This is a genomic window from Phocaeicola sp. RTP21359st1_B8_RTP21360_211022 (assembly GCF_040911965.1).
Taxonomy (GTDB): domain Bacteria; phylum Bacteroidota; class Bacteroidia; order Bacteroidales; family Bacteroidaceae; genus Phocaeicola; species Phocaeicola vulgatus.
Genome location: NZ_JBDFXP010000021.1, coordinates 16,342 through 30,280 on the forward strand (window position 1 = coordinate 16,342; position 13,939 = coordinate 30,280).

10 protein-coding genes and 2 pseudogenes are annotated in these 13,939 nt (G+C 38.4%); 5 read left to right on the forward strand and 7 right to left on the reverse strand.

Translation table 11 applies throughout. From position 1 onward, the window contains the following. The 5 genes and pseudogenes from AB5062_RS12190 to AB5062_RS12210 all read left to right on the forward strand — a co-directional run. Window positions 1-2,532 carry a hypothetical protein gene (locus tag AB5062_RS12190; protein WP_009041018.1) on the forward strand — a complete coding sequence of 844 codons (2,532 nt, stop codon included), beginning with the start codon at window positions 1-3 and terminating at the stop codon, window positions 2,530-2,532. Continuing rightward, window positions 2,529-3,254 (forward strand): hypothetical protein, encoded by a 726-nt coding sequence (locus AB5062_RS12195; protein WP_004322064.1) that lies wholly within the window; start codon window positions 2,529-2,531, stop codon window positions 3,252-3,254. The genes AB5062_RS12190 and AB5062_RS12195 overlap by 4 nt, the downstream gene beginning before the upstream one ends. Before the next feature lie 210 nt (window positions 3,255-3,464). Further along, window positions 3,465-4,235, forward strand: coding sequence for a site-specific DNA-methyltransferase (locus AB5062_RS12200; RefSeq protein ID WP_009041019.1), 771 nt, complete (start codon window positions 3,465-3,467; stop codon window positions 4,233-4,235). 68 nt (window positions 4,236-4,303) lie between these two features. Then, complete coding sequence (locus AB5062_RS12205; protein WP_009041020.1) at window positions 4,304-5,074, forward strand: DUF5045 domain-containing protein; 771 nt, start codon at window positions 4,304-4,306, stop codon at window positions 5,072-5,074. A 14-nt stretch (window positions 5,075-5,088) separates the two neighbouring features. Next, window positions 5,089-5,772: pseudogene (locus AB5062_RS12210) on the forward strand (hypothetical protein); the annotation flags it as partial. 564 nt (window positions 5,773-6,336) lie between these two features. Here AB5062_RS12210 and AB5062_RS12215 read toward each other — a convergent pair. From AB5062_RS12215 to AB5062_RS12245, 7 genes and pseudogenes are all read right to left on the reverse strand, one after another. Continuing rightward, window positions 6,337-8,078 (reverse strand): annotated as a pseudogene (locus AB5062_RS12215) (ABC transporter ATP-binding protein). Window positions 8,079-8,084: 6 nt separating this feature from the next. Beyond that, window positions 8,085-9,881, reverse strand: a complete 1,797-nt coding sequence (locus AB5062_RS12220) for an ABC transporter ATP-binding protein (RefSeq protein WP_004292668.1) — start codon at window positions 9,879-9,881, stop codon at window positions 8,085-8,087. Window positions 9,882-9,888: 7 nt separating this feature from the next. Beyond that, on the reverse strand, window positions 9,889-10,584 hold the full coding sequence (locus tag AB5062_RS12225) for an isoprenylcysteine carboxylmethyltransferase family protein (protein ID WP_004292666.1): 696 nt from the start codon (window positions 10,582-10,584) through the stop codon (window positions 9,889-9,891). Then, complete coding sequence (locus AB5062_RS12230) at window positions 10,581-11,258, reverse strand: methyltransferase (protein WP_004292663.1); 678 nt, start codon at window positions 11,256-11,258, stop codon at window positions 10,581-10,583. Before AB5062_RS12230 ends, AB5062_RS12225 begins: the two co-directional genes overlap by 4 nt. Continuing rightward, window positions 11,255-12,049: a methyltransferase domain-containing protein gene (locus AB5062_RS12235; protein ID WP_005942640.1), complete on the reverse strand. Its 795-nt coding sequence runs from the start codon at window positions 12,047-12,049 to the stop codon at window positions 11,255-11,257. The genes AB5062_RS12230 and AB5062_RS12235 overlap by 4 nt, the downstream gene beginning before the upstream one ends. Then, entirely contained in the window at window positions 12,039-12,845 is an 807-nt protein-coding gene (locus tag AB5062_RS12240) for a hypothetical protein (protein WP_008775151.1), read from the reverse strand. The genes AB5062_RS12235 and AB5062_RS12240 overlap by 11 nt, the downstream gene beginning before the upstream one ends. After that, window positions 12,829-13,938, reverse strand: coding sequence for a saccharopine dehydrogenase NADP-binding domain-containing protein (locus AB5062_RS12245; RefSeq protein WP_004292658.1), 1,110 nt, complete (start codon window positions 13,936-13,938; stop codon window positions 12,829-12,831). The genes AB5062_RS12240 and AB5062_RS12245 overlap by 17 nt, the downstream gene beginning before the upstream one ends. Between the last annotated feature and the right edge of the window lies 1 nt (window position 13,939).

Sequence of the window (13,939 nt, forward strand, 5' to 3'; positions counted from 1 at the left end):
ATGAAACGGCTGTTTATCTTTTGGGTTATCCTATTGCCTGCCCTGACACAGCACGTTCACGCACAATATTACAGCGTGAACTATGACGCTCGTACCGTGGCGGCCATGGCCGCAGCATTCGGCACGGAGGCAGTAGCCGAAAGCTACTACCGCGAGCAGGTGGATGATATTCTGAAACACTATACGGCGGCAGAAGTGGCGGCAGCAGGGATATTTTCTTCCAAATTTTTGGAACACAAGGCTCTGTCCGACCTTGGCATCTGGTGCAGCAGCACGGAAAATTACTACTATCGTCGAATTTACCACATGGTGGCAGAAAAAATCATGCCGAAAATATGGGTGGTGGCGAAGCTGATGCTGCGCTCACCACAAACAGCAATCCACTGGGGCAGCTACCTGATGAAGGTGTGCGACGATACGAAGAGCCTGTGTATGCAGTTCGAAAGTGTGGTGACAAACAGCACGCTGTCGTTTTCGGACATCGCTTTTCTGGAAATTGACCGCGACATTGCCACCTTGCTGAACCTCGCGGAACTGGGCGGTACCGATTGGCAACGGATGTTGGACAACTTTACCAAAGTGCCGAGCAATTTCACGATTGAGAACTTAAAGGGCGACATTGACAACCTTTATAACATGGGCGTAGGGCTGGCAACATCAGGTATGGAGAACCTCGGTGACGCTCTACTGCAAAGTAGTGCGTTCCATGACCTGTTGGGTGGCAAAGTCAATGAAATCGGCAACCTGTATGAACACTACGGTACTCTCTTCGAGCAGGCGGAACATGACATCGGCAGTCTGCTAATCAACATGGTGGGCGGTCAGGATAGCGTGGCCGCATTGTTCAATTTCAGCAACTACGACCTCACATCGTGGATGACCGACTATATGGACAATGCTGTCGGGAACTATTACACGCAACGGTGGTATATCGCACGGCGTGATCAAGGAAGCATTTCTCTATGCGACTACTACCCACCGACAGACGACAACAGCATATTGAACGGGGGCGCATGGACACGCTTTAACACGAGTGATCCGGGATTTTATCCGAACGCTTCGCAACGGGAGCAGGCCCTCGCCAATTCAGAACGGTATGCCGGATGGTCAAGAAGCCGAGTGCAACAGCTCAACAATAGCAACGATGGCTACACCTATACTATCAATACCCGACAACAGGCCTATATCATCAGTAAGGGTAACAAGCAGACAAAGAAGGCATACGCCTACGAGATACACGTGACACAGAGTTGGAATCGGACGGAGGTGGTCTATGAGGATGTCTTCGATTCCTATTCGATGGATTTGAATACGTTCAAAGCGCAGCTCAATGCCCGCCTCTCGGAGTTCAATGACAACGAGGAAGGCTATGTCTATTACATAGCATCCGATGCACGGAACTATTATCAGGCGACGGACGCCGCAAAATTGCAGGGATGCGAAAGCGTGACCATCAGTGTAACCTGTTCAGACGGGGCGACGCTGGGGCAAGGCTCGACACAATACAAGTGTCGCAAGTGTGGCGGCTCACTGGATGCCCACTCCAAAGAGTGTGTCATGCAGACCTCGGTAACGGAGAACGAACTGGACCTTTCAGAACTGGACGCACTGATACGGGAAGCGGACAATCAAGTCGCCGTTCTTCAATCTCAGATTAGTGCCTTGGAAAAGGAAAACGCCGACCTTCTGAAAAAAATTGCCGAGGCGAGCGTGGAAGACGCAGCAGCTTACCGGCAACAATATAACTCCAACCGGACACGTATCGAGGAACTGAAAAGCGAACTTGCCGAGTGGCAACAAAAACAGAAGGAGTACGCAGATGCGAAGCAGGAAGCGGAAGCAGAGAACGATGTGCCGACAGATGATTACTACCGCCTACCGGCTATCATGCAGGATTGCAAGACAGCCTATAGCCTCACTTGGCAGGACGGAGGTACATGGAGCGGCTATACGTTCGTCCGTAAGGCGACGATGCCGAACATCAATGGTATCATTACGTTCCGTGCGACTATTTCTATCGCACGGAAGCCGAAATACTTTCTGGGTATCAAGATTCACCGTGCCATTATCCAAATCAGTTGGGAATTGACTTCGGCATACACAGACACGCACGTTGCCGATGTACTGACACTCGATCCGAACCTGTCGAACGAGGAAAAGACTAAAATCGTGAATAATCGCATATCGGAAATCGCACGGGAATATCCCAACTGTAAAATCACTACCGAGTATGCCCGTACAGAACCTATGGAAGAAGTACCGAACAGCGACGTGTACCACCTGCTTTGGTCAAGTGACCGCCTCGAAATCGCACGAGAGGTGGATTCACGTATCACGAAAATATACGCCGACCTCGTATCCTTGGAGAAGATGATGCACTACAAGCGGAACATCATCGACGTACTGAAGGATGTGCTACCGGAACTCGATACGGACGAGGGTCGTAGGCTGACACTCGTGGAAGAGTGCCATGACCGCTGGGTAGAAAACGCACGGACATCCCGAAGTGGCAGAAAGGAGGTACGGCCATGAAACGCACTATACTGATAGCCATTACGTTGCTTGCGCTACTACCCGATGTCGCCAAGGGCCAATGGACATTCGATATCGTGTCGGTGGAAGCGTACATAAATGACCACAAAAAACAACGCAGCCTGTTGCTGGCCCGAAGCACGCTGGAATACAGCAACCAACTGCTGCACGAGTACAGCCGTGAGGAGACGGGCAAATACAAGGAAGTAAATATCGACCTTGACCGCTATACCCGTGCCTTTGATGTCATCGACGTGATGTACCAGTCCCTGCGGACGGTGCTGAACGTGAAGGATACCTACAGCTCGGTAAGTGACCGTATCGGTGACTATAAGACCATGCTGGAGGCTTTCCATGAGAAAATCCTAAAACATGGGAACATCGAGCCGTCAGACGCATTGATTCTGACTATCAATGAAAAAGCAATACGGGACATCGCCAACGAGGGAGAACACCTCTATAAGTCGGTGAGCGACCTCGTGCTGTATGCCACGGGCGCAGCGGCCTGCTCGACCAGCGACCTGCTGATGGTACTGGAGTCCGTGAACAAGTCGCTGGACAGCATTGAGCAACACTTGAACCGGGCATACATCGAGACATGGAGATACATACAGGTACGTATCGGCTACTGGAAATCGAAGATTTACCGGGAACGTACCAAACGGGAAATTATTGACGGTGCTTTCGGACGATGGCGCAATGCGGGACGACTGGATTATTGACGGTAAAAGAGGAAGGAGGTAAATAATGCCATAATGATGATTATGACTTCTATACACCGAAATTGATAAGGAATATCTTAAAACGCGGGAAAAGCGTTTCGTCCTGAATGTTCGGAGAAGTACAAACAGAGAAAGAAACTTTAAGTACAAACAAGTCTATCTGGCCTATAACCAAGAGGCAAATGGACATTTGGATTAATAAAAGATGTAATGAAAAAGATCGTTTTTGAAAAAGACATTACGCTATATAAAGCCGATTGCCTTGAAGTAATGCCTCTTCTCTCAGAATCAAGTATTGATTTAGTTCTATGCGACCCACCTTTCGGAATTACAGCCTCGCAATGGGATAAGATAATACCATTCTCGAAAATGTGGGAGGAGATTAGAAGAGTGAGAAAGGATAATGCGCCTACGGCTTTATTTGGCAGCGAACCGTTCAGCAGCCTTTTACGCTGTGGCAATTTAGCCGAATTTAAATATGACTGGGTATGGGAAAAGTCAAAAGCAAGCAATTTCCTTCTTGCTAAAAAGCAACCTCTAAAAGCGCATGAGCTAATCAGTATCTTTTGTAACGGCAGAACTCCTTATTATCCAATCATGGAGGAAGGTGAGCCTTATGAGAATCGTACAAAGAGAGGAAGTAACTGGACAGGAGTAAACAAGGTACCAAATCCTACATTCAGAAATGAAAACAAAGGAACGAGATACCCACGAAGTGTGAAATATTTTAAAACTGCGGAATCAGAGGGCAAAACGATTCATGTTAATCAAAAACCAGTCGCATTGTTGAAATATCTGATAAAAACATACACGAAAGAGGGTGACACAGTCCTTGATTTTGCCTCTGGAAGCATGAGCACTGCAATCGCCTGTATTCATACGAATAGAAAATGTATTTGTATTGAAAAGGATGATATGCACTTCTTGCGGGGAGAGGAAAGGATTAGAAATGAATATAATATAAAAAGAAATGTGGAATAATCCTGGTGATTAACTGATTGAAGCACATTGAGTATTGAAAGATTAATAACAAATAACCGAAAGTAAATATGGACAGAATACTCTTACTCGTGACGGTTACAATAATTGCAACCACGGCGGCAAAGGCACAATCCGTGACCTATAACCACGATTCGCCGAAACAAAACCAAGTAACAGTAATGGAAACCGGTACGGGAGCACTCTCGCCCGACCTCTACTATTCCATACTGCACAACAAGTATAAAAAGTCGGCAGCAGTCAAGAACAAACTGTCGTTCCGCACACTGGCGGGCGTCAACCTATACAACCAAACGGACGAAGCTGAAGCCATCGACTCGGCATTGGTGAGCCGGGCAAAGATAGAAGCCTTGAACGTGGCTGACCGTCAAGCGGACATCGCATGGGTCGCTGAAGGCGATAAGGTCAACGGACAGATGGTACGGCTCAAACGAAACATAGACCGCATCTTGCCTGTCGGGGGGACATCGGAGGATAAAGACAGATGGACGGAATATTACCATATCTACCAGTGCGCCATTGATGCAACGAAAGATGCCTATATGCCCAACGCACAGCGGAAGAAAGAGTATCTGCGCATCTACGAGGATATAACTCGACAGAACGAAATCCTTGTCGGCTACCTTGCCAAACGGCAGAATACTACGATAACAAGTACGCTACTGAACGCTACCGCTGACCGTACTCTGGATAAGGAGAGTATTGTCCGCGATGCGGTGAACCGATGGCACGAATCGCGCTTTGCCGTGCGCGGCCCGCAATCAGGCAATAACACGGGCGGCAGCGGCAACGGAGATGAAACAGTAAACAAAGGGAACTGAAAAAACAAAAACGTATGGCAGACGGAAATATACTCTCGGATTTCGGTATTAATATCCTTGAAGAAGAAATTGACGATGTGATTTTTCAAACGAACGAGTTCCTGACTGATGCGACTTTTACCGGCTCGCAGGGACCGTTCTGGTGGATACTACAAATGTGCATGGCACTGGCTGCCCTGTTCGCTATTGTGATGGCAGCGGGAATGGCGTACAAGATGATGGTGAAACATGAGCCACTGGATGTGCTGAAGCTGTTCCGTCCTTTGGCTGTTTCAATCATCCTCTGTTGGTGGTATCCGCCAGCAGACACGGGTATGGCTGGCAGTGGGAGCAGTTGGTGTTTCCTTGACTTCCTGTCTTACATCCCGAACTGCATCGGCTCGTACACGCATGACCTGTACGAGGCAGAAGCCACCCAAATAGCGGACAAATTCGAGGAAGTGCAGCAACTTATCCATGTACGTGACACGATGTACCAAAGCTTGCAAGCACAGGCAGATGTCGCTCACACGGGTACCTCCGACCCGAATCTGGTAGAAGCGACCATGGAACAAACCGGAGTGGACGAAGTGACGAAGATGGAGAAAGACGCAGCCGAACTGTGGTTTACCTCACTGACGGCAGGAGTCATCGTAGGTATCGACAAAATCATCATGCTTATCGCTCTGATTGTGTATCGTATCGGATGGTGGGCTACTAACCTACTAAACACATTATCACATTATAAATAAGCGAATTAATTCTTACTTTATTAGAATGGATAACAAAAAAGCAACAATGATATAATTTATTTGTACGTTGTAGCAAATGCTCTCATTTGAATATAAACAAATGTACGCATTAATGGAGATAATGCAGAAAAACCATGAAGCATATACGACTCACTGCCACTCTCCATTTGTAGATGTGTGAAAGTAACAATCCATTAATGGACAATAGGGTATATAAAGGACAGATTTCCCGTATATTCGTCTCCTTATTCCTGAATTATGAGCGTAAGTCACATAATTATGGAGAGATATCCACCCTTTAATGGGGAGAGCTGTCGGCAAATATTTGATGGAAATGCCCCGAAAATCACAGGAGAATAGCCATACAATGGGCTGATACACAATAATTATTGGATAAACGTGGTCTGCTCCTGCAAACAGCAAGTTGTCTTTTCGTTAAACGAAAACAGGACGGTTTAACGGCGGAAACGCCGCCAAACCGCCTCCCCCCAAAAAGCTCCGGAGTCGGCTTTGATTTTCCTTATGCCATCTCTATACATTTACTTTCCAATTACAGGATTTTTCTTGAATATCCCATAAATGAGCATATAATCCCTCATCTTTTAATAATTGTTCATGTGTCCCTTGTTCTATAATATTTCCACCATCTAAAACAATAATTTTATCAGCATCACTTATTGTTTTTAGTTTATGCGCTATAACTATAACAGTTCTACCTTGTATTAAAGAATTGATTGCATACTGTATTTCCACTTCATTTTCTGGATCTAAAGAAGCTGTTGCTTCATCTAATAAAATTACAGGAGCATCTTTTATATAGCACGTGCAATTGAGATTCTCTGTTTTTCTCCTCCAGATAAGGTACATCCACCTTCACCTATCATTGTATCATATCCTTGAGGTAAATGTATTATAAAATCATGACATTGAGCTTTTTTAGCCGCCTCTATTATCTCATTATCTGTAGCATTCTCTTTACCAAATCGAATATTATTCTTTATGGTATCCTGAAATAAATATACGTCCTGAAATACCATTGAAATGCGTTGCATAAGTTTCTCAGGATCAATCTCTCGTATATTTTTGTTACCTAATAATATTACACCTTTATCAGGATCATAAAACCGAGCGCAAAGTTTCATCAATGTACTTTTTCCACTTCCAGAAGGCCCAACTATAGCAGTTAAAGAACCTTGTTTCATTGTAACACTTATATCATGTAGGATATATTTATCATTATACCCAAAAGATACATTTCTAAATATAATATCTCCTTGTTCCGGAGCATCTTGTGTTCCTGACATTTCTGGTTCATTTAGTAAATTCAAAATACGTTCACCTGCAATAGAATAATAACGGAATTCTGCAAGATTGATTAGTGCTAATGTTAGTGGGTCAAAAACTCTGGAGCCAACGATAAGGAACATCACAAAAATAGCAACAGAAAGTTTTCCTCCAATTAAAAGGTATGTACCACATAATATCATCAAAGTAAGTCCCATACGAAGAAGGGTTACAGACAACATGACAATAGGTCCAATCAGAGCTTCTGTTTTGATATTCGCACGTTTGAGATCATTAAATGCTTCCTGTAAACGGATGAACTTTATTCCAGTCATATTATATGCTTTGATAACACGTATACCTTGTAAATATTCTTCCATTCTGCTACTGGCACGTATTTTAGCCAGAATTTGAGTTTGCCCTAGTTTCTTTTGAATACTAGAAGTGAAAATAAGTATTAAAAAAGAAATAGGAAGGGATAAAAACATAGCAATAGACATCTGCCAATCTACGAACAATAAACCTAAAAAAGCAAAAATAGGCATGACCAGTGCACCAAGCAATTGAGGAAGATGGTGCGACATCCCTTGTTCTGTCATAGCAAAATCAGTTATTAACATGGAAGATAATTCTCCAGAATCTTTTTTATAAAGAAAACCTAATGACAACTTGCGTAAATGTTCGGCTAAAGCAATACGACCTTCTGCACTAATATTGTATGCTTCCCGGAAATTTGCATTATAGGATTTCTTTTCTCCAAAAATCATAAAAATTATGTATACAAACATTATCACAATCAGCCCCCATAATTTAGATATGTTTAGAGGAGTTCCAGTTCCATCAAAAGCTTTAAAAAGGGTATTTATAACTTCTATTGAAAGACAAAAGGGAACTATATTTATAAAGTTTGCAAGCATTGTATACCCCACAGGCTTGTATAAACGTTTGGTTTGTCCTATAGTAATATGTTTTATAGCCTTTGTAATCATATTATTTCATTTTTTTAGATTTAACTTCCAGTTATGTGCATTTATATAAGCATTCCACATATTTTTATATATGCCTGTAGTAACATGAAGTTCGTCATGTCTTCCTTTTTGAACTAAACATCCTTCCTTAAAAACAAGAATTTGATGAGCAGAGGTGATAGAAGACAATCTATGAGCTATGATAATAACAGTTTTACCTTTTATTAACTTTTGTAAGGCCTGTTGTATTTTATATTCATTTTCTGGGTCAGCAAAAGCTGTTGCTTCATCTAATACTAAAATAGGAGAATTTCGTAAAATAGCCCTAGCTATACAAATTCGTTGTGCCTCTCCTCCAGAAAGAAAAACGCCTCTCTCTCCGACAATCGTATCATATCCTTTAGGAAGACTTCGAATAAAATCATCACATTGGGCAGCTTGAGCAGCTTGTATAACATCCGATAAACTAGCTTGAGTATTTCCTGCTGTAATATTGGCATATATGGTATCATTGAAAAGAAACGTATCTTGGAATACAAAAGACACGATCTCCAATAATTGGGGTGAGGAAATATTTTTTATGTTTATTCCCCCTATTAAAATCTCTCCAGAGGAAACATCCCAAAAGCGAGGAATGAGATTGGCTATTGTTGACTTCCCTGACCCAGAAGGTCCAACCAGAGCTGTTACTTCACCTTGTCGAGCGATAAAAGAGATATCCTTCAGCGCTTCTGTCTTTGTCATATTTTCTCTATCTTCGTAAGCAAAACTTACATTTCTGAATTCAATATCATACGTCTGAGGTATTTGAGGAACAACTGGTTCACATAGTTTTTTTTCCTCAAATATTTTGTCTATACGTTTTACTCCTTCATTAATTTCTACAGTTCCTGAAGCTAAAAATGCGAGTTTATATACAGGGGAAGCTACTCCGGGCCCCATCACGATGAAAAAAAGATAAATTGCAGCTAATGAGATGTTTTTAGGATCAGAGGTCATTATTAATATTCCTACAGGAAGAATAAACGTGACTATTGAATTCAACAGAATAATAAATGCAATTATACCATTTTGATAGTTATTACAGCATTTTAAAGCAAATGTTTTATACGCTTCGATTTCGGCATTGAACTGCCGAAAAGAACGTATACTTTGTCCAAATATCTTTATAATTGGCATACCTCTCACATATTGAACAGCTGAAGCACTCATGCGTTCTTGGACATCAAAATAGATTTTCGTAAGTGCAGTAGCTCTTTTCCCTACAAAATTAGAAAATTGCATTCCTATACTTAAAAGTATGCATAATAGAGCGGTGAATGCCATCCAACCATTTAAAGAAAAAAAGATAATAAACATAAAAGTTATGGTTGCAAACACATTCACCAAATCGGGAATAGTGTGAGCTATAAAATGCTCTATTTTTTCGACATTTTGTTCCATGATTTTCTTTATACAACCGATAGATGTCGAATTTAAATATCCCAAAGACAACTGACCTATATGCTCTGAAAGTTTTATTTTTAACCCATATAAAATACGAAAGGCGGCTATGTGAGATAACATTAATCCCGCATACAAAAATAGTACACCCACAATCAAAGCAATAAAAGCAAGCCACCCCCAACTGATCATTAGCTCAGAATCTATCGTAGATAAATCAGAAGCATGAACAAGCAATTCCTTTAATATTTCATATATAGACCAAAATGGTATAAGTATACATAATGCACTTATAGCGGAAAATAACCCGGAGAAAAGCAATAAACTTTTTTTTTCTCCCGCAATTTCCAGTAACCTAGATAATCCTTCTTTTTTCTTCATTATTTATTTAAATATATATTGTCGTAGTTAGACAAATATTTGTCACAATAATTACCAAGTAAAAAATAGCAAACAGCCATAATTCCTGATTCATATAAGCTGGAGTTTTTTTAGCATATTCTTCATATTCTTTCTTGAAATGTATACATAATGAATATTTATTTTCTATATATACAATTACAAGATTAATACATATATAAATTATATATAAACATAATGTATGTATGGCTCCAAGCAGAAGAATAAAACTTAAATGACAAAATAGATCTCCCATTATCATCGGATTTCTCACTTTTTTATAGGGACCTTCCGTTATTAACTTTGAAGGATGCAAAAACCTATCTTTGGTTGCTTGCAGATTACAATTTACCACTTTAGTACCCCAAACAGACATAAAATATCCAATTAATGCAATAAGGATAATATTGTAAAGAACATTTTCCAACAGTATTACTTTTATGTCAAACAAAGAAAAAATGTTTAGTTTGAAGCGAGGTTGATTTAAGAAGGGCATAATATACCAAAGAATAGATATAAAAAAGCCCGAATAATACATTAATGTATATCTATTATTGCAAGATAAATCTAGTGTTTTAGACATATATTTACGATTCCCAACCTTAAATGCTATATAATAAGGAATCAACCAAAGAAATGAAATTATGGCCAAAATAATTTGGGTGGCCCAGCTAAAATAAATCATATTATTTTTGTATAATTTAAAAAATTACAAATAACCAACAATGCCATAAATAAAACTATAAATAATAGTTTTTGATCAAGGAGAACAGGGGTTTTCTTTCTATAAACTATAAGTTCTGATTTATAATATGGTTCTAAAGAATACTTAACCTGTATTTTTATCATAAAGAGATCTATAAATACATATATAGGGAATAAAATGCAAGTGTAGATTCCACCTGTTAATAACACCAAAGAAAAATGTCCTAATATATCCCCTATGATCATTGGATGTTGAACTCTTGCATATATTCCTTCTGTTAACAATTTACTTGGGGCATAAAATGCACTTTTAGTAGCTTCAATATTTTGAGAAACAGACTTTTTACCCCAAATGCCAAAGAAATATACAAACAACAGAAAAGAAACTGGAATATACAAAACATTAAAAAAAACAAATTCGCCATTTAACCAGTCATATATTCCATGCATCCTTGGTTGCTCTATAAAGGGTAATACATACCATATGAGTGCTGGATAAGTGCTCATAAAATATAACTTTTCCGGAAGCTTTGATTGTTTTTTTAATTGAGAATTATGTTTTTTGTAACCTAGTAGAAATGCGTAATAATAAACAATTAATCCACTTAATGAGATCAAACTAATTACTATGTGAATTATCAACTTTGTATTCATTGCTGTATTTTATTATTTTTATCTGTATTTAAATAAGTATTTTCTTCTATATCATTTTTCGAAGGCATTTTTACAGCTATAATTCCTGCAAAATTGTGCCATTTAATGAAAGTATCCATACATTGAAAACCGACATCAGATAGTAGACTCAAATTCTCTGTAAGACTCAATGGAATCAAAACGCCTCTCAAACTTTGAGCCTTTTTTATAACTTGTTGTTCATTCAAACCATTTTCTTGCTTAAAATCCCAATACAAGTCATTCCATATATCCTCAAACAGTGAATTTTCCGCCCTTATTTTCTCTACAAATATAAAAGCTCCACCTTCTACTAATCCATTATATATCCGTTGTAAGACTTTTTTTCTTTTCCATAAAGGTAAAAACTGTAACGTATACAATGATAAAACTAAATCTATATTAGCAAATTCATTTATTTCCTCTATATGTTGTTGTAGAAATTGAACTAATTCGCTACTACATTTTTTTCTTGCAATCTCTATCATTGGTAAACTTTCTTCGACTCCGATGAATCTCACATTCTTTTTTCTTGAATGCTTTTGTAATAAAAGAGAAATGGTTTCTCCTGTAGAGGAACCTAAATCATATACAACACTATTGTCTCTAATAAACCATTCACTTATTTCGATAACAGCCTTTTGTACTTCCTCGTACAATGGGACACTTTTTCTTACATGAGTGTCGAAATGTTGTGATACTTGTTCATCAAATTTCCATTCTCCTGGAATTGATGTTATCAAATCATCGACTAGCCCTTCTTTATTTCTCATATATCCTCCTTTTAAATATATAATTAATTCCTACAATATTTAAAATCTCAACTAATACTACATATAAAATAAATAGAGGTTTATACAACTCACTAAAGTTTCCCCACACAAAGAAACCTAAGAAATAAAGAAAAGAGAAAATGAGAATCGCTTTAGATAAATTCATAAAAAAAAGAATCCTATTACTGATATAATATATAATAATAGAAGAGAAAGCAGTAAAACCACTTATCATTCCAAATGTATATTTATCATAAGGTGAAACTGTAGAATAAGAAATATTGAACATTATTTTCCAAGTCTGTTCGGGGACTAAAATATTTACAATGTTCAATAGCAATACTCCTGCCTGCACTTGGAATAAACAACTTAAAACGGGAAGTTTTTGTTTCTTTGGTGCTATACCATTAATACTATGATTTAAATAAAATATGAAACTTCCAATTATAAGCCAAATAAAAGGTTCATAATCTGATGATATATGTACAATCCCTGTTTGAAGTTTTAGCAAGTACATAAAACCACCCATAAATGCGACTAAGAAAGAACAGAAGCTAATAAGTCCTTTATATTTTTCGATATTTCTAAGAAAGAGAAAATAAATACAGAAAAAACCGAAGAACAAACATTCTTCTCGAAACAAGACAATTGTCAAGTCTGATGGTATATCATGGATTCCCATGTAAGAGTGAATTACATCCCATGAGAAAAATATCCAGGGAAAACCAGTGAAACATGCTATGGCACATAACCACAACATACACACAAGAATTTTCTTTTTAATTTTTATGTTCATAATATGAATATTTTATTCCGTAAAAGTCTAAATCCGACATAAAAGATTGGCAATTCAAAGAGTCACAAAGACAATTTAATCCTATTTTTGTTTTACCTTCTAAAATGTATTGAGTAGTAATAACAGCAGGTAATGCAGTATATAATAAATTATTTTTTGTATATAAATAGTAAAAGGTATCTATCTTTCTTTCTGGCTCTATTTTAGAAACTTGACAAATTACACTTCCCCACTTATTCTCTTTCTTAACGAGACGTTGATAATCATCTTGCAACATAAGTGTTGCTTTATTTAAATTATGTTTATAAAAGATCTTTATAAACATAAACTTCCCCATTGAGATATAGTCATTTAGCATAATGAATGTTGATATCTTTCTTATTTGTTTTAAAGAAGTAGCCAATTGAGTTAATTGTTCGTCAAATGATGGCATACATATTTTTTTATGTCCAATGAAAGGAAAAAATTTGTGATGTGTATATCGAAAAGGAGACACCTGTATTTCCTTTCCATGAGAATAAACATAGGAACGTGTTTTTCCCATAGATGATGCTGCCAGATCATAAGTTGAACTATATGACCAATTATCAACAGCACCATAATAGATATTAAAATTAGTATTTTCTGGGCTGTTTAAATGAGTCTCTATAATAGTTTTAGAAAATACGCCTGAAATACCAGGCATCCAACCAACACCTATAATAAAGCAAAGTTTCTGAGCTTCAATGCTTTTTTCATATGGTTTTAATAAATCACGCAAAATGCCATATCCTCCTATATCGATGTAGTGGCAATTATTTCTTAATGCATGTAAGGCAATCTTGTCATTTATTTTAAATGAAGGTCCAACAGCATTAATAACCAACAAACATTGAGAACAAAAATTATCCAATTCTACATCATTGTTATAGTTCATTTGGTTATACTTAAGTCGCTCACTATTATAAAATGTAGACATAGATATTTCTTTTATGGATCTCCTACCACCAATTAAAACATGGAAGTGAGTTTGTAGTTGTAATAAATATTTAACTATAATAGAACCAATTGTTCCAGTTCCACCTATTATTCCTATATATTTATTATAAACCATA